This is a genomic window from Plantactinospora mayteni (assembly GCF_016862935.1).
GTDB lineage: Bacteria > Actinomycetota > Actinomycetes > Mycobacteriales > Micromonosporaceae > Plantactinospora > Plantactinospora mayteni.
On the sequence record NZ_BONX01000054.1, the window covers coordinates 1 to 21,549 of the forward strand.

General features: G+C 72.5%; 17 protein-coding genes. 7 read left to right on the top strand and 10 right to left on the bottom strand.

Annotated features, from left to right (window positions below; translation table 11 throughout):
- Nucleotides 1-106 precede the first annotated feature (106 nt).
- The 3 genes from Pma05_RS34975 to Pma05_RS34985 all read left to right on the top strand — a co-directional run bounded on the left by Pma05_RS34975 (nt 107) and on the right by Pma05_RS34985 (nt 4,922).
- Nucleotides 107-1,732 carry a sigma-70 family RNA polymerase sigma factor gene (locus Pma05_RS34975; protein ID WP_203861809.1) on the top strand — a complete coding sequence of 542 codons (1,626 nt, stop codon included), beginning with the start codon at nt 107-109 and terminating at the stop codon, nt 1,730-1,732.
- A gap of 575 nt (nt 1,733-2,307) precedes the next feature.
- Nucleotides 2,308-3,570, top strand: a complete 1,263-nt coding sequence (locus Pma05_RS34980) for an endonuclease/exonuclease/phosphatase family protein (protein WP_203861810.1) — start codon at nt 2,308-2,310, stop codon at nt 3,568-3,570.
- Between the two features lie 182 nt (nt 3,571-3,752).
- A complete protein-coding gene (locus Pma05_RS34985; RefSeq protein WP_203861811.1) occupies nt 3,753-4,922 on the top strand; it encodes a Rossmann-fold NAD(P)-binding domain-containing protein in 1,170 nt (389 codons plus the stop codon).
- Between the two features lie 131 nt (nt 4,923-5,053).
- Here the strand turns inward: Pma05_RS34985 and Pma05_RS34990 are convergent, their stop codons facing one another.
- The 3 genes from Pma05_RS34990 to Pma05_RS35000 form a co-directional block, all read right to left on the bottom strand.
- A complete protein-coding gene (locus Pma05_RS34990) occupies nt 5,054-6,601 on the bottom strand; it encodes a golvesin C-terminal-like domain-containing protein (protein ID WP_203861812.1) in 1,548 nt (515 codons plus the stop codon).
- Nucleotides 6,602-6,817: 216 nt separating this feature from the next.
- Entirely contained in the window at nt 6,818-7,546 is a 729-nt protein-coding gene (locus Pma05_RS34995) for a hypothetical protein (protein WP_203861813.1), read from the bottom strand.
- A gap of 262 nt (nt 7,547-7,808) precedes the next feature.
- Entirely contained in the window at nt 7,809-8,063 is a 255-nt protein-coding gene (locus Pma05_RS35000; RefSeq protein ID WP_203861814.1) for a hypothetical protein, read from the bottom strand.
- Nucleotides 8,064-8,136: 73 nt separating this feature from the next.
- Here Pma05_RS35000 and Pma05_RS35005 point away from each other — a divergent pair, with 73 nt between their 5' ends.
- From Pma05_RS35005 to Pma05_RS35015, 3 genes are all read left to right on the top strand, one after another.
- A complete protein-coding gene (locus tag Pma05_RS35005; RefSeq protein ID WP_203861815.1) occupies nt 8,137-8,985 on the top strand; it encodes a copper resistance CopC family protein in 849 nt (282 codons plus the stop codon).
- Between the two features lie 279 nt (nt 8,986-9,264).
- Nucleotides 9,265-9,642, top strand: a complete 378-nt coding sequence (locus Pma05_RS35010) for a cupredoxin domain-containing protein (protein WP_203861816.1) — start codon at nt 9,265-9,267, stop codon at nt 9,640-9,642.
- Nucleotides 9,643-9,648: 6 nt separating this feature from the next.
- The gene (locus Pma05_RS35015) at nt 9,649-10,962 is read left to right on the top strand and encodes a hypothetical protein (RefSeq protein WP_203861817.1); all 1,314 of its coding nucleotides are present in this window, start codon (nt 9,649-9,651) and stop codon (nt 10,960-10,962) included.
- A gap of 112 nt (nt 10,963-11,074) precedes the next feature.
- Here the strand turns inward: Pma05_RS35015 and Pma05_RS35020 are convergent, their stop codons facing one another.
- Nucleotides 11,075-12,004: a diacylglycerol/lipid kinase family protein gene (locus Pma05_RS35020; protein WP_203861818.1), complete on the bottom strand. Its 930-nt coding sequence runs from the start codon at nt 12,002-12,004 to the stop codon at nt 11,075-11,077.
- 75 nt (nt 12,005-12,079) lie between these two features.
- Nucleotides 12,080-13,174, bottom strand: a complete 1,095-nt coding sequence (locus Pma05_RS35025; RefSeq protein ID WP_203861819.1) for an NYN domain-containing protein — start codon at nt 13,172-13,174, stop codon at nt 12,080-12,082.
- A 146-nt stretch (nt 13,175-13,320) separates the two neighbouring features.
- Here Pma05_RS35025 and Pma05_RS35030 point away from each other — a divergent pair, with 146 nt between their 5' ends.
- Nucleotides 13,321-14,385, top strand: coding sequence for a serine hydrolase (locus Pma05_RS35030; RefSeq protein WP_239313746.1), 1,065 nt, complete (start codon nt 13,321-13,323; stop codon nt 14,383-14,385).
- Between the two features lie 59 nt (nt 14,386-14,444).
- Here Pma05_RS35030 and Pma05_RS35035 read toward each other — a convergent pair whose 3' ends face one another.
- The 5 genes from Pma05_RS35035 to Pma05_RS35055 form a co-directional block, all read right to left on the bottom strand.
- On the bottom strand, nt 14,445-15,431 hold the full coding sequence (locus Pma05_RS35035; RefSeq protein ID WP_203861820.1) for an NAD(P)-dependent alcohol dehydrogenase: 987 nt from the start codon (nt 15,429-15,431) through the stop codon (nt 14,445-14,447).
- 208 nt (nt 15,432-15,639) lie between these two features.
- On the bottom strand, nt 15,640-16,341 hold the full coding sequence (locus tag Pma05_RS35040; RefSeq protein WP_239313748.1) for a TetR/AcrR family transcriptional regulator: 702 nt from the start codon (nt 16,339-16,341) through the stop codon (nt 15,640-15,642).
- An 80-nt stretch (nt 16,342-16,421) separates the two neighbouring features.
- Nucleotides 16,422-18,728, bottom strand: a complete 2,307-nt coding sequence (locus tag Pma05_RS35045) for an alpha-glucuronidase (protein ID WP_203861821.1) — start codon at nt 18,726-18,728, stop codon at nt 16,422-16,424.
- Entirely contained in the window at nt 18,725-20,815 is a 2,091-nt protein-coding gene (locus Pma05_RS35050) for a beta-galactosidase (RefSeq protein WP_203861822.1), read from the bottom strand. Before Pma05_RS35050 ends, Pma05_RS35045 begins: the two co-directional genes overlap by 4 nt.
- The gene (locus Pma05_RS35055; RefSeq protein ID WP_203861823.1) at nt 20,812-21,501 is read right to left on the bottom strand and encodes a DUF624 domain-containing protein; all 690 of its coding nucleotides are present in this window, start codon (nt 21,499-21,501) and stop codon (nt 20,812-20,814) included. Before Pma05_RS35055 ends, Pma05_RS35050 begins: the two co-directional genes overlap by 4 nt.
- Nucleotides 21,502-21,549 lie beyond the last annotated feature (48 nt).

Consider the following 21,549-nt stretch of genomic DNA (forward strand, 5'->3'; position numbering starts at 1 on the left):
GGGAATCTCCGCCCTTTAGAGCGGAGAGGATGTCAATTCTTGACTCGGCCGCCAGCGTCCATCACAGTCAACCACCACCGTCCAGGCCATCTGACAGCGATGGGACATGCGAGCTACCCGTACGAACGAGACGAGTCTGGTCGTCGCCGCACAGGCCGGCGACCGGCAGGCGCTTGACGAGCTCACCGTCGCGTACCTGCCGATCGTGTACACGTTGGTGCGCAGGGCGCTGAGCGGCGATCCGGACGTCGACGACGTCGTGCAGGAGAGCATGCTCCGCGCCCTGCGGGAACTGCGGATGCTGCGGACGCCGGAGAGCTTCCGGCCCTGGCTGATGGCGATCGCGTTGCGCCAGGTCAGCACGCATCTACAACGGCAGCAGCGCGCCGCCGAACGCGCCGTACCCCTGGACGAGGTGGTCGCGGAGCCGGACGCCGACGCGGACTTCGAGGATCTGACGCTGCTGCGCCTGGACCTGTCCGACCAGCGCCGGCAGGTGGTACGCGCCGGTCGCTGGCTCGACCCCGAGGACCGGGCGCTGCTGTCGCTGTGGTGGCTGGAGACCGCGGGGCGGCTGAGCAGGGCGGAACTGGCGGCATCGCTCGGCGTCGGCGTGGCCCACGCCGCGGTACGCGTCCAGCGGATGCGCGGCCAGTTGGACCTCAGCCGGACGCTCGTGGCCGCGTTGGACGCCAGGCCCGGCTGCGACCGTCTCGGGACCGTGCTGGTCGGCTGGGATGGCCGGCCGAGCCCGCTGTGGCGCAAGAGGATAAGCCGGCACACCCGGTCCTGCCCGGTCTGCCTCCGCCGCGCCGACGGCCTGGTCGCGCCGGAGCGCCTGCTGGTGGGTCTCGCGCTGATCCCCGTGCCCCTGGCGCTGGCGGCGGCGCTGACCGCCAAGGGCGCGGTGTCGGGAAGTGCCGTCGGTGCCGTCTCGACGGCGGTCGTCTCGGGCGCGAGCGGCGTCGGCGGCTCCGGGACGCTCGGCGCGGGCCTCAAAGCCGGGCTCCTCGGTCAGCTCGGCCAGCTCGTCGGGGCGCACCCCGTCGTGGCCGCGGTCGCCGCCGGTACGGTCGTCGCCGGTGCCACGGTCACCACGGCGACCTGGCCGACGCCGGACCCACGGCCACCGGTGGGCATCGCCGCGCCGACATCGGCACCTGCCGCCGCCGCGCGGTCGGCGTCGGCACCCGCGGTCGTCGTCCCGCCGACGTCGGCGCCCCGCCCGGCCAGCCCGAGCCCGAGCCGCCGGAGCCCGACCGACGCCACGCCGCCGAGCAGCGGACCGCGACCGCTTCCGCCGGGGGACGTGTCGATGGAGTCGATCAACCAGGTGGGGCTGGTCGTCACGACGGCCGAGGGTCTCGGAGTACTGGCTCGGGTCGGCGCGGACAGCGACGGGGCAGCCCGGCAGCGGGCGACGTTCGAGGTGGTTCCGGGCCTGGCGGACGCCGGCTGTGTCTCCTTCCGTGCCGAGGACGGACGGTACCTGCGCCACTCGTCCTGGCGGCTCCGGTTGAGCGGGGACGAGGGCAGCCGACTGTTCCGTGGTGACGCGACGTTCTGCGTGCGTGCGGGCACGGCGCCGGGCTCGGTGTCGCTGGAGTCGTCGAACTACCCCGGCTGGTTCCTGCGGCACCGCAACCTCGAGCTGTGGGTGGACCGGGCGACCGACAACCCGGGATTCCGTACCGACGCGTCCTTCCGGGTCCGGCCCCCGCTGGTCGGGTAGCAACCGCCCGTCGCTGTTCCCGTCGCTGTCGTCGTCCCCGTTCCCGCCGGCGGCCTCGGCGTCGCGACCGTCCGGCACCGGTGTCGATAACAGAAAACGACGTGAGACTTCTGCCGGTAGCCGATCCGCTCGTCGTAGGTGAAAGGTGTTATCGGTCGCCGGTGTCCGGGGCGGAGTAGGAGTGAGCCCGTGTACGCCTTCCGGGGAGCGGGGTTCCGGTTCATGTATTGACGAGTCCTCTTGAAAGACCTCGAAATAGTCTGCCAATGTGCGGTACGTCCGCCCGAGCGGTTCACCGAGGTTCCGTTTGATGTGGTGGGACATCCCGATGTCAGCGCTAACACGCGCTCGCCCCGTTCGGCGGCTACCAGCAGTCCGGCGACGGCCGCGAGTTCGGCTGCGCCGGGCCCGACGGGCTGGGTACGCGGATCCGCGGCTCACCTTCGACGAGGCCAGCGGCCGAGGACGCACCGACAACCAGACGCGGCGGGACGCCTAGTATTCACGTCCTCGCCACCGGCTGGTCGGTGCCCGGCGATAGACACGCGGACGGATATCAACGCCTAGGAGGAAGCATGTCCCTGAGTTCCAGGCGAACCGGCCGGCTCGCGGCCCGTGCGGGGTTGCTCGCCGCCGCCGTCACCGTCGCCGGTCTCCCCGCCGTCGCGTCGCCGGCCGTGGCGCACGGTGGCGGTGAGGTGCGGTTCGCCACCTTCAACGCATCCCTCAACCGTGGCGCCGAAGGGGCGCTGCGGTCCGACCTTTCCACTCCCGGCAACGCCCAGGCCCGGACGATCGCCGAGATCGTGCAGCGCACCCGGCCGGACGTGGTGCTGATCAACGAGTTCGACTTCGACCCGGTGGCCGCGCGGCTGTTCCAGGAGAACTACCTGTCGGTCGGCCAGAACGGTGCCCGGCCGGTCGGATATCCGTACCGGTTCATCGCGCCGAGCAACACCGGCATCGCCTCCGGCTTCGACCTGAACAACGACGGTGTGGTGGTCACCCAGCCGGGCGCGGCCGGCTACGGCGACGACGCGCTCGGCTTCGGCGCCTTCCCCGGGCAGTACGGCATGGTGGTCTACTCCCGCTATCCGATCGACGTGCGGCAGGCCCGTACCTTCCAGAACTTCCGCTGGAAGGACATGCCCGGTGCGCTGCTGCCGGACGACCCGGCCACCCCGGCGCCGGCCGACTGGTACTCGCCGGAGGAGTTGGCGGCGGTCCGACTCTCGTCGAAGAGTCACTGGGACCTGCCGATCCAGCTCGGACGCCGTACGGTGCACTTCCTGGTCAGCCACCCCACGCCGCCGGTCTTCGACGGCGCGGAGGACCGCAACGGGCGGCGCAACTTCGACGAGATCCGGTTCTGGGCCGACTACGTACGGCCGGGTGGTGGCCGCTACATCCACGACGACCGGGGCCAGCGGGGCGGCCTGCGGCCCGGCGCGGAGTTCGTGATCGCCGGGGATCTGAACTCGGATCCGTACGACGGTGACAGCATTCCCGGCGCGGCGCAGCAACTGCTGGACCACCGGTGGATCGACGGCCGGTTCGTGCCGTCGAGCGCGGGCGCACCCGAGGCCAGCGCCGCGCAGGGGGGTGCCAACACCACGCACCGGAGCGACCCGGCGCACGACACGGCCGACTTTGCCGACGTACCGGGGCCGGGCAACGTGCGCGCCGACTACGTGCTTCCGTCGCGGGGGCTGGACGTGCGCGGCGGGGGCGTGTTCTGGCCGGCGGCCGGCGATCCGCTGTCGCGGCTGACCGGGACGTTTCCGTTCCCCAGCTCCGACCACCGGCTGGTCTGGCTGGACCTGCGCGTCCGGCGGTAACGACTACCGGTCCTGATCCGGCGCATCCGTCGGTGCCCCTGGCGAGGCAGCCCGGGGCACCGACGTCCGGGCTACGGAGGACGCGGGAGGTGGCAGGCGTACCAGGCGTGCCGGCCGATCTGAACGGTTGACTGGGCGGCGGTCGACGGCGGACTGTCGGGGGCGGGTAGTAGCTTGCCCGGGTGACCGAGATCGACGCCGGAGAGTTCGCGACGCTGCTGCACGCGTACGGCCGGGCCAGCGACACCCCCGAGCACCTGGCCGCACTGGTCGATGCCGACCCGGCCGGCCGGCGGGCCGCGCTGGAACACCTGTGGTCGGCCGTGATCCACCAGGGCACGCCATGGACGGCGACCCCGCCCGCCGCCGTCACGGTCGCCGCGTTACTCGGCGATCCCCGGCTCTCCGGCGCCGCCGACGCGGAGCTGCGGGCCGACCTGCTTCGATTCCTCGCCGCCGTCGCCGAGGCCGGCCGGTCGCACCCCGACCCCGACGAGTTCGCCCCGCCGGCCGGGTTCGACGTGGACGCCGCCCTGACCGCCGCGCTCGACTCCGGCGACGAGGACGAACTCTATGCGGACGAGGTGATGGCCAACGCCCTGTACGCCCGCGCCGTACTGGGCTGCCGCGAGATCGTCCCCACCCTGCTCACCGCAGCCGCGTCGGCGCTCTCCGACCCCGAACCGACGGTACGCGCGGCGGCGGCGCACGCGGTCGGCGCGTGCTGCGCGGCGCCGGCCGCCACGACCGAGGTGATGCCCCTCGCCCGGCGCCTCGACGCCCTTGCCGCCGAGGCCGGGCCGGACGAGCGTGCCGCGCTGGTCCTGGCAATGGGCGAGCTGGGGCTGGAACCGCGCGGCTACCTGGACGACCCGCATCCGGGTGTGCGAGCCTGCGCCGCGCTGGCACCCGCCCTGGCCGACGATCCGGCCGCCACCGCCGAACTCCTCGCCGCCCTGGCGGACCCGGCCGCCACCGACGGCTGGTTCACCCACCGCCCGCCGCAGATATCCACCTGGATCCGGTTCACGCTCGTCGCCGCGGCGATCGCCCGGGTCGACGGCCCCGGCCGCCTGTTGCCGGCCGCACTGGCCATCGCTCCGATCGCCAGCCGCTACACGGCGCAGCGCGACTGGGGACCGCTGCTGCACGCGCTCTTCGCCGGCCGCGACCCCGGTCCGCTCTCCCCGGCTCAGCGCCGCTACCTCGGCGCGCTCGTCGACAACGAGGATCTGTGGGACCCGAGCAACGGCAGCGTCGGCCTGGTATTCCGCGACGCCGGCCTGCCCTACGACCGGGACGCCTGCCGCGACCTGGTCGGGGAGAGCACACCGTCCGCACCGACACGTTAGGCTCGGCCCTTCGTCGACGACCCCCGGGCGGTCACCGCGTGCCGGGACCGCGCATCCGCCCGGAGCAGCCAGCCGACAGGGCGGAAGAGCGGCGTTCAGCGGCGGGCCGCCAGGAGGTCGACAACCGACGCTCAGACCCGGGTGACCCGCACCGCGTCGGCGATGACGTAGCCGGTGCCCGATGTCCATCGGCTCACCCCCACCGTGTTCGCATCTCCCGCGGCCAGGGTGAACACCCCGAGTGACACCCATCGGCCGCCGTTGCCGCGCTGGTTCACCCGTACCGTCTGGTTGCCGCTGGTGGTGGCCACGATGAACGGCGTCGAGTCGTTGTATCCGGGGTCGGCCGGATACCAGACCGAGACCGCGTAGCTGGCGGTCTCCGGGATGTTCACCCGGTACCAGGCGACGTCGCTGGACAGGACCGGGTCGGCGAATCGGTAGTCGGCTCCGAACCGCTGGCTGGAGTAGCTGGACGTTCCCCAGTTCGCGCTCGCGGTGAACCGGTCGGCGGTGGTGTTGTCGACCGTACTGCTCCACGGCTGTGCGGTCGAGACGAAGCCGATCCCGTTCGGCACCGCTCGTTGCGCGCCGTCCGACGGCGTGTTGCGGACCGACACCGAGGTCGCTCCGGGCATCCGGGCGACCAGGGTGCTCGAACCTCCGCCGTCGAGGTTGATCGCGTCGTCGGCACCGAGCGACTTCATGTAGTTGGCGAGTTCCACATAGGTCATGCCGACGCTCGCGCTGGACCGCCCGTCCACCACGACCATCCACATGGTGAGACCGTCTGCCGAGAAGCCGACCGCGGTGCGGGGATTCCGGGGATGCGACACCGTGGTGGCCGCCCCGTCCTTGACCAGTACGAGGTTGCCGCCGATCGCGACCTGGGCTCCGGTACCGCCCCGCGGCGAGTAGTTGACCGTGACCGTGTCGCCGACCACGATCCCGGCCAGGGCGTCGGCACCGGTGTTCACGCCGAGCACGACGACGGACCCGGCCGCGACCTTGCCGCCGGGAGTACTGCTGACCCTGCTCACCCGGCCACCGGCAATCTCCACCTCCCGGCTGCGGGTGGCGCCGTCGAGTACCTGACTGCGGGGCTGGTCGCCCCAGAGCGCGTTGTAGACGCCGATGCCGTTGGCGGCGATGTTCGGCGAGTTGAGGTTGGTGGCGGTGAGCTGGGTACCGCCGGGCAGGGTGATCTTCGCGTCGAGGAAGATCTCGGCCAGGCCGCCCCGGCTGCCCGCGCCGTTGGCGTAGAGCGCGGCCACGTTGTTCCAGCCGGACGCGGGACCGTGCAGCAGCGTGCCGTCGTCCAGCCCTGTCCCCCGGGGTGCTCCGGTGGCGCCGATGTCGAAGAAGTCCCCGTTCACGGCGGCGACCGCACCCACCCGGTTCGCCTGGGTGGTCAGGGTGGCGGTGGCGCCGACGGTCCCGGGATTGAGGTATTTCGGTTTCAGGGTGGGCTCGGACAGGTTCGCGGTGAGGACGTTGATCTGATTCGGACCGGCCGCCGAGCTGGTGCTCAGGGAGAGGCCGGGGGCCAGCGACGTGGTGGCGAGCGTTCCGACGTCGGAGCCGACGACGACCGCGACCGCCGGGGCGGGTGTCGCGGCAGCGATGCCGACGAAGGCGATCAGTGCGGAGAGCGGGACAGCGAGGGCTGATCGTCGCATGGCGTCTCCCGTGAGCGCAGGGGGGCGAGATCGGAGATCGGCGAAACCGTGCGAAAGTTATTGTCACGTGCCGATGTGCACTTGGCAACAAACTCCGCCGCACCCATGCTCCCGGGAGGCGGCACGACCGTACCTTTCTGGACGCGTGAAACCCGCGAGGAGTTCGCGATCTCGTCGAAGCTGGCCTTGGACCGGCCGTCGGTTCGGTCGTACTCGTCAGCGCACTTGTTCAGCGTTCCCGAATTCGTCGACCCTGGTCGTCGCGTCCCGGAACAAGCCGGAGAACCAGTACGTCGGATCTTTCTCTCGGGTGGCCTGTCGCAGGGTCGCCCGCGCGTCGTCGGCTATCGCGTCGGCGTCCCGCGCGGCGATCCGCGGGTTGACCTCCGCGCTCGCCACCGTGAACCCGACCAGTGTCAGGTGGAACAGGCCGCGGGGTCCGGAGATCGTCCTCGGCTCCGCCGAGTCCCGGGTCTCGACGACCCGGTCCGCCGCCGCCATGGTGTCGTATCCCCGTTGGACCCGTGCCTCCGCCGCCCCCCACTCGGCCCAGATGTCCCCTGGCCGGGCGGCGAACTCGTCGTGCTGGAACCGGTCTCCGGTCGGTGGGGCCGGCAGCGTCCGACCGTGGCGACGCAGCACGGCCATGGCCAGCATCGCCTTGTCCTGGGCGTACTGGAGCGCGTCGAGGATGGCTGAGGCGACCCCCGACGGACCCAGCGTGTACCACCAGTCGGAGCGGACGCGCAGGTCCACGAAGTCGCCCCGGGCGTCGACCACGCAGGTGACCGTGCCGGTCTGGTCGTCGCCCCCGATGCGGTCCAGCCCGTCGACCGGCAGGTGACGGGGCGTGCTCGCCAGCGACTCCTCCAACTGCCGCACGAAGCGCCGGGCCTGATCCAGCCGGGGGTCGTCAGGAGTGACGGTGCGCGATGTCTGCAACATGCTTCCCCCATGCCCCGTCGCCGTGGCGGAGAACGGATCCGATCCAGGATCCCGGCCTCCGGCCGGCCCACCTCGTGGTTCTCAGGGGCTCGATGGTAGCCGATCAACGCCGGTCCTGGTGGCGCCCTGTGAGCGGTCGACGTCGCCCCGTGAGTCGGAGTACGGTGTGCCGCTGGTGGCGTTCCTGCGCCGCACCTGAGGGCGGTCGGCCGGGTGCGCCGCCGGTGCCGGGACCACCGGCCCGACCCGCCGTCGGGCGAGTTCACCGCCCCGTGGCTCTCCGCTCGAACGTGCCCGCGACCGCATGGTCGGTGTCGGTCACCGTCCCGGTCTCCAGTACCTGCTTGAGCCGGCGCAGGTTCGCGGCCACCTCGGCGGCGGGCGGCTTGCCGACCAGGGTCAGCACGATGCCGCGCGGGCCCACGATCGGCCACCGGAACACCGCTGGGCCGACCCGTTCGACGGGCATGACGTCGCCGAGCAACCGGGGCAGATTCTCGAAGTTTCGTCGAGACATCGAAAAGTCTATTCAGATCTAACAAAAGCGGTTAGCCTCGCGGAAGGTTTCTACCCGAGAGCCGAGGTACCCGATGGGTCGTGCGGCACCGCGCCTGCTCGCCGCCGTTGCGCTGAGCCTGCTCACCGTCGCGCTGGGCAGCACCGTGCCGGACCCCCGACCGGCGTACGCGCACGGGCAGCTCGCCGTCTCCACCCCGGCCGACGGCGGCACCCTGACCGCGCCGGTCGAGTCGGTGTCGCTGGCCTTCACCGAGCAACCCGCGCCGTTCGGGTACTTCACCGTGACCGCGCCGAGCGGGGTCCGGGTCGACCGGCGCTGGTCGACCGGCGCCCCGATCCGGCTCGACGAACCCGTGCGCGAATACCAGTTGGTCGACGGCGCATGGCAGCCGCGGCTGTACCACGTCGGGTTCACCGTGCAGGTGCCGGTGGCGTACTGGCCGGAGCAGGGCCGGTACGTGGCGCGCTACCAGACGGTGGCCTCCGACGGCGAGGAGGTCGAGGGCGAGGTCCGGTTCACCTACACCGGCGCCAGTACCCCCGCCCCGGCGGGCTGGCAGGCCCCCACCGACCAGCCCGCTCCGGAACTGGTCGCGGCGGCCGGGCAGGCCCGGCCCACCGCCGGAGCGACGGTACCCCCGTCGGCCCCGCCGTCGGTGTCGGCCGCGCCTCCGGCCTCCGACGGTGGACCGAGCGTCTCCGTCTGGCTGGTGCCGGCGCTGCTGCTGGTCGGGGCCGCCGTCCTGATCGCCGGGGTCGCCCGCCGCCCGGCTCGCGCCGGCCCGGCCGCCGCCCGCCGCAGCACCCGGTCCGGCTCGGCCGGCTCCCGCGCCACCTCCCGCTCACGCGACCCGGCCGGCGCCTCGACGCGCCGCCGGGCCGGCCCCGCCCCCGCCGCGAACCGCCGCAAGCGCCGCTGACCGCCCGTCCCTCCCGACACCCACAGGCGTCGCCGACCGTCCCCCTGGCGGATCGCGGATGTCGCCGACCGTCCCCTCCCGGCGTCACGGGCGTCCTGAACCCGCTCTCCCGGCGCCAACAGCGTCGTCAACCCGCTCTCCCAGCGCCAACAGCGTCCTGAACCCGCTCTCCCGGCGCCACCGGCGTCGCCAAACCGCCCCTCCCAGCGCCGCAGGCGTCGCCAGACCGTCCCTGGAGACCACGCAAGCGCCGCTGACCGTCCCCTGGAGACCCCCGCCATGATGCCGCCCCACCCCCGGCGACCCCGGTCGGCGTACGCCGCCGTCGCGCTGCTCGCCCTGCTCCTGATCGGACCGACCGCGTGCGGGGACGGCGAGCCGGCCGCCACCGGTACCGTCGAGACCGTCACGGTCACCGTCGCCGGCGGCACCGTCTCGCCCGCACCGAGCCGGATCGAGGTGACCCGGGGCCAGACCGTCCGGATCACCGCGACCAGCGACGTCGCGGACATGGTGCACGTGCACGGGTACGACAGGTCGGTGACCCTGCAACCCGGAGTCGCCGGCACGGTCGAGTTCGTGGCCGACCGCGACGGGCTCTTCGAGGTGGAGACGCACGGGCAGGACCTGCAACTGTTCCAGCTCGTGGTCCGGTAGCCGGCGTTGTGGCTCGCACACGGCGTCGGTGGACGCCAGGACCTGCCCATCCCGTTCGGACTCGCCCTGACCGGCGCACTGGTCGCCCTGGTGGTGTCGTTCGTGGCGCTGGGTGCGCTCTGGCGGGAGCCGCGACTCGGCACCGGTACCGAGCCGCCGCGACCGTTGCCGGCACCGGTACAGCGGGTGGCGTCCGCCCGGGCCTGGCCGTGGCTGTGCCGGCTGGTCGGGCTGGTCGTCGCGGCGTACGTCGGGCTCGGCTTCGCGGGTCCGGACACGGCCGACAACCCGACGGCCGGCGTGGTGTACGTGCTGTTCTGGGTCGGGCTGCTCCCGCTGTCGCTGCTCTTCGGTCCGGTCTGGCGGGCCCTGAACCCGCTGCGTACCCTGCACCTGCTGGCCTGCCTGGCGCTGCGCCGGGACCCGTCGCGCGGCCTGCGTGACCTCCCGTCCGGGCTCGGCTACTGGCCGGCGGCCGGTGGGCTGTTCGCCTTCGTCTGGCTGGAACTGGTGGCGCCGCATCGGGTGAGCCTCCCGGTCATCGGCGGCTGGCTCGGCGGCTACGCCGTCGCCATGCTGGCCGGCGCGGTCGTCTACGGTTCCCGGTGGTTCGACCGGGGCGACGCGTTCGAGGTCTACAGCGCCGTCGTCGGGCGGCTGGCGGTACTGGCCCGGCGCCGGGACGGGACGCTGGTCCGACGGCATCCGCTCGACGGGATCGCCGGGCTGCGACCGGCTCCCGGCCTGGTGGCCTTCGTGGTGGTACTCCTCGGCTCCACCATGTACGACAGCCTCTCCAACGCCCCGATCTGGGTCCGTGTACTCCAGTCGGGCGCCGCGCCGGCCCCACTGCTCGGCACGATCGGGCTCGCCCTGGTGTGCGCGCTGGTGCTCGCCGCCTACCTGGGCGCGACCGGTCTGGCCGGCCGGTTCGGTGGCCGGCCGGTTCGGGAGTGCGCCGGGGAACTGGCCCACTCGATCGTGCCGATCGCCGTGGGCTACCTGGTCGCACACTACTTCACGCTGTTCGTGCTGGAGGGGCAGCGTACCCTCGCCCTGCTCGCCGATCCGCTCGGTACCGGCGCGGACTGGCTGGGCACCGGATCGTGGACCGTACGGGCGCTCGGCACCTCGCCGGCCGGTACGGCGCTGCTCCAGGTGACTGTGATCGTTCTCGGCCACGTCTTCGGCACAGTACTCGCGCACGACCGGGCGTTACGGCTCTTCGACCGGCGTACGGCGGTGGTCGGCCAACTGCCGCTGTTGGCACTGATGGTGGTCTACACGACGGCCGGACTGCTGCTCCTCTTCGCCGCCTGAGCGACGGCTACCGCCGGGACGCGCCGGCCAGGCGGTCGAGCCGAGGACGTCACCGTGAGGCAGCGGCCGAGGACGTCACCGTGGGTCAGTGGCCGAGGACGTCGCGGTGGGTTCAGCGGTCGAGGGTGTCGGTGGGGGCCATCACCCGCAGCGCGTTGGCGTCGAGTCCGATCCGGATCGGGGTACGGCCGCGTACCTCGCCGTCGACCTCGACCGGCGCCGGCCGGTCGGTGGAGAGCAGGATCTCACCGGCGGTCAGGAAGGGCTCGTCGTCGAGGGTGCGGCGATGGCCGGTCGCCGCGTTGCGCGCCGTCGCCCGCAACAGGTCGCGCCGGGTCGGACCACCCACCGGGTACGCGACCAGCAGCCGGTCGTCGGCGTTCGCGTCCGCGGTGATCGGCCGGCCGGCGTGGAAGCCGCCGTTGGCGACGTAGAGCTGGTGGGTGACGAACTCCCGGGCCTGCCCGTCGGCCAGCACCGTGACCCGCATCGGGCGGTGTCCGGTGAGCAGCGCCAGGGCGGTCACCGGGTACGCCAGCCGGCCGGTGACCCGCTTGAGCCGGGCCGGTGCCCGGGCCATCACGTCGGCGGAGAGCCCGATCCCGACGTGGTTGGCGAACGGCATGCCGTCGGCGAGCCCGAGGTCGACGTCGACCACCTTGCCACCGGCCAGGGTCGCGACGGCCGCGTCGAGGTCGAGTGGGATGCCGATGGTCCGGGCGAAGTTGTTCGTGGTGCCGAGCGGCAGCAGCCCGAGCGCGATGTCCCGGTGTGCGAGCAGCCGTGCGGCGGCCCCGATGGTGCCGTCCCCGCCACCGACGGCCAGCAGGTCCGGGGCCAGCTCGGCGGCGGCGGTCAGGCTCGCCTCGAGTTCACCCGGCCGGTCCGCCGGGAACGTGCCGAGCAGCCTGAAGCCGGCACCGGTCAGCCGGGTACGCGCCTCCGCGTAGAGCCGGCGGCCCCGGCGGGAGCGGGCGTTGACCACCAGTGCCGCCCGGCGCTCCCGCCGGATGTCGGCGTCCAGCTCCTGCTTCGACCGCATGGGCCAAGACCCTATCGCCAGCCGTCCACCCGGCCCCCGGCGGCGGGGAACCGGCGCCACGGTCGGGGGCCGGGGTCAGCCGGGGCGCGCGGTGAGCAGGTAGTCGTCGGTCTCAGGGCTCCACCGCAGTTCGACCGCACCGCCGGTGGCAGCCGCCTTGCAGAACTGGAGGAAGCTGCGGTAGCCGAGCTTCTTCTCGCTGAAGTCGGGGCGGGCCCGGCGGAGCTGGTTCTTCAGCCCGGAGAGCGCCACCGAGCCGTCCGTGCCGGCCAGGTCGAGGACCACGGTACGCAGCAGCCCGAACGCCACCTCCCGGTCGCCGTGCTCGGGCAGCGACACACCCGGGTCGCCCTTTGCCGGGCCCTCGGTCAGCTCGACCACGTTGTGCTCGGCGAGGTGCCGGAGCAGTTCGCCGAAGGCCCGGAACCCGTAGTCGGACTCGCTGAACGTCGGGTCCTTGCGCAGCAGGGTGCGCTTGAGCGTGGAGGCGGTCACCTCCCCACTGGAGCTGCCCTGCAACCCCGCCACCGTCTGTGCGACCAGTTCGGCGAGGGTGTCGACGTCGCGTACCGGCTCCTCGATCCCCTGCGCGGGCTCGGCTCCCGGCTCCGCCTGCTGGCCAGGCTCGGCCTGCGGCGCCTCCGGGCCGGCGGGCCGGGCCGGCCGACCCCGCCGGGGGCGGGCCGAGGGGATGTCCACACCTTCGAGCCGGTCGTAGTAGAGGAACTCGTCGCAGGCGGGTGGCAGCAGTGCGGAGGTGGACTTCTCCACGCCGACGCCGATCACCCGCTTGTTGAGTTCGCGGAGCTTGTGCACCAGCGGAGTGAAGTCGCTGTCGCCGGTGCAGATCACGAAGGTGGAGAGATATCCGCGCTCGAAGGCGAGTTCGACGGCGTCGACCGCCATCTTGATGTCGGCGGCGTTCTTGCGGCTCGCACCCATCCGCTGCGGGATCTCGATCAACTCCACATGTGACCGGGTGAGCATCCGGCGGTCCTCGTCAAAGAACGACCAGTCGGCGTACGCCCGGCGGACCACCACCCGGCCGCGCTCGGCCAACGCGTCGGCGATCGGGCGGAAGTCGAAGACCAGGCCGCCGAGATGGTCCCGCGCGCCGAGCGCGAGATTCTCGTAGTCCAGGAAGAGGGCGATCCGGTCTTCTTGATCCACGTGGCTCAGCCTACGCCCGGCGGACCGCGCTGGCCGGGCGCGTGGGCGGTGCCGCTCGGCGTGTCCGGTCTCGTCCGGGTTGTTGCCTGAAATCACGCTCGGTACGCTCCACCACGGCAGTCTTCGATGATCACGGGGGAGGAACTGTGCCGGAGCACGTCAGTCGCCGCGCGGCGATCGGGATGGGAGCGGCGGCAGCCGCACTGGTGGCGACCGGTCGGCCTGCTGCCGCCGCACCGGCCAACACGGTGGCGGTCGGTCGGGCACCGGTCGCGGGGCCGGGCGTACCGGGCGGCTCGCTGGGCCCGACCGGCACCTCGCAGACGGCGATCCAGCAGGCGTACGCCACCCAGAAGGCCCGGGCCGGCGGGGTGTGGCACTCGCACATCGCGATGGTCAACGCCGCCGGAACGCTGGAGACCGTCGTGGCGGACGACGCCGACCGGGTGACCCACGGCTACAGCGTGCAGAAGCTCGCGGTGGCGGTGGCGGTGATGGACAAGATCGACCGTGGACAGCTCCGGCTCGACCAGAAGCTCGACCTCACCGCCGACATCATCCTCGGCGGCACCGGGATCTACTTCCTGCACACCGTCTGGGGCGACGACGTCACGGTCGCCAACTTCCTCACCGCGATGCTGCTGGTCTCGGACAACACGGCGGTCCGGATGTGCGGCCGGGTGGTTCCGGCGCTGGAGATCAACGAGATTCTCGCCAGCAAGGGCTTCACGCACACCAGGGTCGAGCCGGTCGCCAACCCGAACCGGTTCTTCCTCGGCGTCACCACGCCCCGGGAGACCCACGACCTGCTGTGGCGACTGGCCAACAAGACCATCGTGACGCCGAAGTCGGCCGACTTCCTGCTCGGCATCCTGCGCTGGATCAACGGATACCACGACGGGGTGCGCCGCAACATGTCGTCGGCCGAGCGCAGCCGGGTCGCCACCAAGTACGGCGCGGACTTCGACGAGCGGGGCGCGGCCCGGCACGAGGCCGGGATCATGTTCGACGCGGGCGGCGCACCGACGCTGACGTACGCGATGTTCGCCGACTCCCTCGGCGACCGGGACAACTACGGGGCGACGCACCCGGCGGTGCAGGCGCACGCGGCGCTCGGCCGGGTCATGTTCGGCGCGATTGCGACGATCACCAACCGGACGGCGAAGTCCCGGCACTCGGTCGACCCGTTCCGCCCGGTCAGCGGCGGCTGACCAGCGCCGATGCCCGGCCGCCGGGGCGACCGAGGTCGCACCGGCCGCCGGGCGGGCGCTCAGAGCGTCACGACCACCTTTCCCGCGCTGTGCCCCTCCTCCTGATAGCGGACGGCCGCCCGGATCTCGGCGAACGGGTAGCGGCGGTCGATGACCGGGGTGACCTTGCCGTCCTCGATGAGTTCGGTCAGCAGCCGCAGGCACTGCTTCTTCTCCGGGGTGCGGACCGCGTCGGCCAGCGCGATCCGCTGGGACACCAGCGGGCTCACCGCGAGTGCCGCGAAGACCCGGCCGGCGGGCTGTAGCCAGCGGCTGGCCGGGCCACCGACGACGACGAGGGTGCCGTTGCGGGTGAGCGCCCGCCGGTACGCCGACACGGAACGGCTGCCCGCGTTGTCCAGCAGCAGGTCGTAGCGGCGCCCGCGCCGGGTGAAGTCCTCGGTGGTGTAGTCGACGGCCTCGTCCGCACCGAGTGAGCGGACCAGCTCCACGTTCCGACCGCTGCACACCCCGGTCACGGTGGCGCCGAAGACCCGGGCGAGTTGTACGGCGAAGGTGCCCACCCCGCCTGAGGCGCCGTTGACGAGTACCTGCTGGCCGGGCTGGAGCCGACCCGAGTCGCGCAACCCGACCAGGGCGGTGACGGCGGCCATCGGCACCGCCGCCGCCTGCTCGTAGGAGAGGTTCGCCGGCTTCGGTGCCAGCAGGTCCTCCCGGACGCAGACGTACTCGCCGAAGCCGCCTCCCGGCAGCAGGGCGTAGACGTCGTCGCCGGGGCGGAACTCCGTCACGTTCCGACCGACCGCCTCGACCTGACCGGCCATGTCGCAGCCGAGGATGCCGATGCTCGGTCCACGCAGCGCGGGGCCGTCGGGCATCAGGCGGGCCACCAGCGGCTCGCCGCGGATGTGGTGCCAGTCGTACGGGTTGACCGAGGTGGCCCGGACCCGGACCAGTACCTCGTCGTCGCCGGGAGCGGGCTGCTGGACGTCGGTGAGGTCCAGGGCATCGGGTGGGCCGTACGAGCGCAGGACTGCCGCCTTCATCGTCGTCTCCTCGTCCGGGGTGGTCGGGGGGCGGATGGGCGGCGTCCGAGTGGACCCGGCAGCCGCCCTTACGTTGTAAGTCTTACGACGTAAGGTACTCGTACGGCGTAAGGTTGTCGAGGGGGTTCGGGCGGGGCGATACCAACGGGGGAGTGGAGTCAGGCCGTCCGGCCGAGACGAGCGGGACTGGCGGGGCGGGCGGGGCGGGTCAGGCCCGCTCGCGGATCCGGTCCAGGCCGTCCAGGATCAGGTCGAGTCCGAACTCGAACTCGCTCTGGTCGTCACACCAGCCCAGCGTCGAGTCGGGATCGTCGTGGGCGATCTCGGCCAGCATCCCGACCAGATTGGGGAACTGCCCGGCCATCTCCGCCAGGTCGGCCGCCTGATCGGTGGCACCGGCGCCGCTGTTCGGGTCGAACAGCTCCTGGGTGAAACCCAGCGCCCGGCTGCCCAGCGCGTGCAGCGCGTGGTGCGCCAGGTCGTTCGAGAAGCCGCCCGCGCGCATCAGCCCGAGCAGGGCGTCGTAGTAGCGCAGCACCGCCAGGCTGGTGTTGGTACGCGTCTCGAAGACCCCGGGCGCCCACGCGTGCCGGAGCAGCACCTCGCGGGCGGAGAGGATCCGCTGGCGTACCGCCTTCTTCCAGTCGGCGCCCTCGGCCGGTACGTCGATCCGGTCGACGACCTCGTTGATCTCCGTGGCGATCACGTCCACGACGCCGTCGAGCACGTCTTCCTTGTTGGCCACGTGGTAGTAGAGGGACATCGCCTCGGCCCCGAGATGCTCCGCGAGACGGCGCATCGTCAGCGACTCGATCCCGCCGGAGTCGGCAACGCTGATCGCGGCCCGCAGCACCCGCTCACGGCTCAACGGGGTCCGGGGCTCGGCACCGGGCACGGCTTGGCTGGCCACCTACCTCAACTTTCCTCCGGGACGACATCGTACCGGGCACGCCGGGACCCGGACCGCAGGTGGCGGCTGGCCCGGCGGGGTCAGTAGATCCGTCGGCCGTGCGCGTCCGGTACTCCGGACTTGCGGAGGAAGTAGGTGTTGACCTTGTCGCGCCACTCCTCGGCACAGCGCTGCTGCTCGGCGAGCCGGTCGGTGACCCGGGCGTGCAGCGCCGGGTCCACCAGACCCGCCGGGCCGATCCGCTCCCACCGCCGTACCAGCTCCGCCACCTGCTCGACCCCGGCGAAATGGGTGTCGTAGATGTGCTGGATCACCGTCGACCCGGAGTGCAGCACGTGCCGGTAGGGCACGTGGTGGAAGAAGAGCAGCAGCTCGTCCGGGCAGGTTTCCAGCGACTCGTAGCGGTCCGCCCAGGGCTGCGGGTACTGGCCGGTGAAGCCGGTTCCGGCGGCCCGGGTGCGGTCTACCCCGACGCCGTCCCGGTCGGCGAAGTGGTAGGTGCCCCACCGCGAGTACTCGTAGCCGTCCACGTCGGGGCCGTAGTGGTGGCCCGGCGCGACCATGAAGCCGACCCCGAGCGGTGCCGTGTACCGCTCGTACGTGCGCCACGAGTCGTCCAGCAGCGCGTGCAGGGTGTCGCGCAGCAGTTCGGGATCGGTGCTTGCCGACGGGGTGAAGGTGAGGTCGATCCACTCGTCGAGTACGGCCAGCGGGTCGAGGTCGGGTGCCCAGCCGAGCCGGCCGATGGCGTACAGGTTGGCCTGGGCGAGCGGGTGGCCGGTCCAGTAGTGGTCGGCACCGACGTTGGAGACGACCACCAGACCGCCGCCACCCGACGGGGCTGCGCCGTCGTCTCCCGCCGAGCCGGCGGCCACCGAGGCGACCGTCGGCCGGCCCGGTCCCCAGGGGGCGAACCGCAGCACCTCGCTCCACCATGGACCCAGATAGCAGACGTGCCGCTGCTGCCCGGTGTATTCCTGGGTCGCCTGCACCTCCAGAGCCAGCCGGGTGTGCGGCATCGCCGCGAGCACCGGGGAGACGGGCTCGCGCGTCTGGAAGTCCATCGGGCCGTGCTTCACCTGCACGATCACGTTGTCCCGGAACTGGCCGTCCAGCGGGGTGAAGTGGTCGTACGCCGCCCGGGCCCGGTCGGTGGAGCGGTCGCGCCAGTCCTGCCGGTGGTCGTAGACGAAGGCCCGCCAGTGCACCATTCCGCCGTACGGGGCGAGGGCGTCGGCGAGCATGTTCGCGCCGTCGGCGTGGGTCCGCCCGTACCGGTACGGGCCCGGCTGCCCCTCCGAGTCGGCCTTCACCATGAAGCCGCCGAAGTCCGGGATCGTCCCGTAGACCCGCTTGGCGGCCTCGGCCCACCAGGCCCGCACGTCGTCGTCGAGCGGGTCTGCGGTCGGCAGCTCGCCGAGGGTGACCGGCGCGGCGAAGTTGACCGACAGGTGCACCCGGATCCCGTACGGGCGGACCAGGTCCGCGATCGCGGCCACGTCGTCGAGCCGGTCGGTCAGCAGCCGGGTCGCCGTGCCGTGCACGTTGACGTTGTTGACCGTCATCGCGTTCATGCCGCAGGCGGCCAGCAGTCGCGCGTAGTCGCGTACCCGCTCGGGGTCCTGGCGTGGCGCCCCGTCGAGCCAGAAGATCGACCCGCCCGCGTAGCCGCGTTCGACCTGCCCCATCACCGGATGCACGTCGACGTTGTCCCAGTGGCTGACCAGCCGTAGCCGCAGCGCCGGCCGGTGCCGCTCGACCGGGCGGTCGGCGCCGAACGCCGCCGGGCCGAGCCGGACGACCTGGAACAGGCCGTGGAGCAGCCCGGCCGGCTCGTCGGCCAGCACCACCGTGACGGCGTCCCGGCGGGCCAGCGCGAAGCCCTCCGGGCCGAGTCCGCCCCGGTCCGCTCCGAGTTCCCGCCCGACCTCGGCCGCCGGCCCCGCACCGGCCGGCAGCGACCCGGCCGTACCGAGCGCGAGCACCAGGTCATACGACCCCGCTCCGGCCCGCCCTGGCTGCGCCCCTTGACCTGGCTCTGTCGGCAGGCCCGGCTCTGGCGGCTGGCCCAGCTTTGTCGGCTGGCCCGGATCTTCCGGCTGGCCCAGCTTTGTCGCCTGGCCCGGATCTTCCGGCGGGCCTGGCTTTGCCGCCTGGCTCGGCTCTTCCGGCGGGCCTGGCTCTGTCGGCTGGCCGGGCTGGGGCGGCTGGCTGGGGACGTGGTCGACCGTGCCGCCGTGGCGGGCGCAGGCCACGGTGACCTCGTCCCGCACCGTGTCCACCAGGGTGCCGGTGCCGTAGACGAGTGTCCGGCGGGAGCCGATCGCCTGGAACGCCTCCGGCGGCAACCAGGCCGGATGCGTGGACGCCGGGTCGGCGACGGTCATCGCGTCCCGTCCCGGTCCTCGTCGGAGTTCGTCGCCGGTCCGGCCGGGGAGGACTCCTCGCGCAGCACCAGTACGCCCTTCGCGGCGAGCCGGATCGGCTGGCCCGGCGCGATCCGCTCCCCGCCGAGCAGGTCCGTACCGGCGGCGTGTGCCGTCGTCTCGACCGGCTCGGTACCGTGGTTGAGCAGGAACCGCAGCCGCGTCCCGTCCGGGCCGACCCGCACCGTCGACTCCAGACCGGGCACGTCCGCGTACGGGCCGACGAGGTCGTGCCGCTCCAGTACCCGACGGACCACCCAGGAGACTCCCGGCTGGTCGAGGCCGGCGGCGACGTACCAGCCGTGGCCGGCACCGTAGCTGTTCCGGGTCACGGCCGGGGTGCCGGCGTAGAAGTCCGCCTGGTAGGTGCCGACCACCTCGGCACCCTGCGGGATCACCAGCTCGAAGAGCAGCCGCGACTCGACCTCGATCTCGGCCTCGGGGCCGGCGCCGTGCAGGCGTACCGGATTGACCACCTCGGGGCCACGGGCGTCCCACTCGTCGATCCGGATGCCGGTCAGCGGCCCGAGTGGACCGGGCACGTCCATCAGGAACGCGTTGTCGTCCTCGTCGACCCGGCCGGAGAGGAAGGTGGTCAGTACCGAGCCGCCGCGCTCGGCGACCGCGGCCAGCCGCTGCGCCAGGTCGCCCTTGAGCATGTGCAGCGCCGGCGCGACCACCACCTGGTAGCCGGCCAGGTCCGCGGTCACCGGCAGCACGTCCACGTCGACCCCGGCCTCCCAGAGCGCCCGGTAGTAGGCGTGCACGATCTGCTGGTAGCGGAGCAGCCGGGACGGGCCGTCGGAGATCTCCAGCGCCCACCAACTGTCCCAGTCGAAGAGCAGGGCGACCCGGGCCGGGGTCCGGGCGCCCAGCGTCGCCGGGCCGAGCCGGTCCAGCTCGGCGCCGACTTCGGCCACCTCGCGGAAGATCCGGGTGTCCTGCCGCCCGGCGTGCCCGACGACCGCGCCGTGGTATTTCTCGCAGGCGCCCCGGGAGGCGCGCAGCTGGAAGAAGAGTACGGCGTCCGCGCCGTGCGCCACCGCCTGCCAGCTCCACAGCCGCATCACCCCGGGCCGCTTCAGCGGGTTGACGTCCCGGGACGCGGTGTAGCTCGGGGTCTGCTCCATCAGCCAGAACGGCTGGCCGTCCTTGAGTCCGCGCATCAGGTCGTGGGCCAGCGCCATCCAGGCCGGGGAGTTGTCGTCGGGCGGGTAGTTGTCCCAGGAGGCGAAGTCGAGGTGCGGGGCCCAGCGGTGGTAGTCGATCGGCCGGTACATCCCCATGAAGTTCGTGGTCACCGGGACGTCGGGACTGGACTCGCGGATCGCCGCCTTCTCGTCCCGGAAGTTGCCGAGCATCGCGTCGGACATGAAGCGCAGGTAGTCGAGGGTGATGCCCTGGAAGGCGGTGTGGTTCGGCCCGCGCCAGTGCTCGGTCAGCGCCGACGGCGGCTCGATCTCGTCCCAGTTTGTGAAGGTGTGCGACCAGAACGTGGTGTACCAGGCCGCGTTGAGCGCGTCGAGGCTGCCGTACCGGTCGCGCAGCCAGTCGCGGAAGGCGGCGGCGCAGAGGTCGCAGTAGCAGGCGCCGCCGTACTCGTTGCCGACGTGCCAGGCGACGATCGCCGGGTTGCCCGCGTACCGCTGGGCGATCCGGCGGGCGAGTTCGGTGGAGAGTCGACGGAAGACGGGGGAGCTGGGGCAGGAGTTGTGCCGCTGGCCGTACCGGTGCTTGCGGCCCTCGAAGTCCGTCCGGGTCACCTCCGGATGGGCCCGGGCCAGCCAGGCCGGGTGCGCGCCGGTGCCGGTGGCCAGGCAGATCTGCCGGCCCTCCGCGCTGGCCCGCTCGACGATCCGGTCCAGCAGGGCGAAATCGTAGACGTCCGGGGCGGGCTGGGTCAGCGCCCAGTCGAAGACGCCGAGCGTGACGGTGTCGATCCGGGCGGCGTCGAAGAGCCGGTAGTCCTCCTTCCAGACGTCCTCGGGCCACTGCTCGGGGTTGTAGTCCCCGCCGAAGGCGACCTTGGAAATCCCGGGCAGGCTCACGCGGTGAACTCCTTTTCGACCTTGCTGACCAGCGGGCGGCAGTTGCGGAGCAGGGCCAGCGTCAGCACCGAACCGAGGAGCCCGAGGACCGCCTCGGAGGAGACCCAGACGACGCCGGCGGCCACCACCAGCAGGCAGGCGTTGCCGAGGGTCACCCCCGGGGCGTACCCGAGGAAGTGCAGCGCCAGCCGGGCGACGTCCCGGACCCGGAAGCGGAACAGCGACGTGATCACCAGGGCGTTGATCCCCCACAGGGTGACGCCGAGCGCGACCAGCAGCAGTGGTACCCGCCACCAGCCGGGCACCCCTGCGGCGCCGAAGTAGCTGAGGTTCAGCGCGACGATGGTCAGCCAGGCCAGCCACGGCACCCAGATCGCCAGTACGCCCCGGACGTTGGCTCGGTAGCCGCGCCAGAACAGGGTCGTCGGGTTCAGCTCGGTCAGGTCCGGGCGGTGCTGCCGCAGTGCGTACAGCGCGGCGGAGAGGGCCGGCCCGAGCGGCAGCGCGCAGAGCGCGACCAGCGGGAGGTTGCTGGCGTGCCGGTCCAGCAGGAAGAGCGGGACCAGGCCGGGCAGCGTGGTCAGCACCAGCAGCAGCTCCACCACCAGCAGGCTGTAGACCAGCGCCATGGCCCGGGAGAGCGGCCCGGTGCCGAACCGGCCGCCGGCCTCCACGGTGTTGTTCATTCCCGCTCCTTCCCTGCTGCGCCGACGTCCGGTCCGGTCGTGCCTGTC

Excerpts from the sequence above, each read along its gene's own strand:
- Pma05_RS35045 (WP_203861821.1), bottom strand. The coding sequence starts at position 18,728 with ATGACCGTCGCCGACCCGGCGTCCACGCATCCGGCCTGGTTGCCGCCG.
- Pma05_RS35005 (WP_203861815.1), top strand. The coding sequence starts at position 8,137 with ATGGGTCGTGCGGCACCGCGCCTGCTCGCCGCCGTTGCGCTGAGCCTG.
- Pma05_RS35035 (WP_203861820.1), bottom strand. The coding sequence starts at position 15,431 with ATGAAGGCGGCAGTCCTGCGCTCGTACGGCCCACCCGATGCCCTGGAC.
- Pma05_RS35010 (WP_203861816.1), top strand. The coding sequence starts at position 9,265 with ATGATGCCGCCCCACCCCCGGCGACCCCGGTCGGCGTACGCCGCCGTC.
- Pma05_RS35000 (WP_203861814.1), bottom strand. The coding sequence starts at position 8,063 with ATGTCTCGACGAAACTTCGAGAATCTGCCCCGGTTGCTCGGCGACGTC.
- Pma05_RS34975 (WP_203861809.1), top strand. The coding sequence starts at position 107 with ATGCGAGCTACCCGTACGAACGAGACGAGTCTGGTCGTCGCCGCACAG.
- Pma05_RS35020 (WP_203861818.1), bottom strand. The coding sequence starts at position 12,004 with ATGCGGTCGAAGCAGGAGCTGGACGCCGACATCCGGCGGGAGCGCCGG.
- Pma05_RS34990 (WP_203861812.1), bottom strand. The coding sequence starts at position 6,601 with ATGCGACGATCAGCCCTCGCTGTCCCGCTCTCCGCACTGATCGCCTTC.
- Pma05_RS35055 (WP_203861823.1), bottom strand. The coding sequence starts at position 21,501 with ATGAACAACACCGTGGAGGCCGGCGGCCGGTTCGGCACCGGGCCGCTC.
- Pma05_RS34980 (WP_203861810.1), top strand. The coding sequence starts at position 2,308 with ATGTCCCTGAGTTCCAGGCGAACCGGCCGGCTCGCGGCCCGTGCGGGG.
- Pma05_RS34995 (WP_203861813.1), bottom strand. The coding sequence starts at position 7,546 with ATGTTGCAGACATCGCGCACCGTCACTCCTGACGACCCCCGGCTGGAT.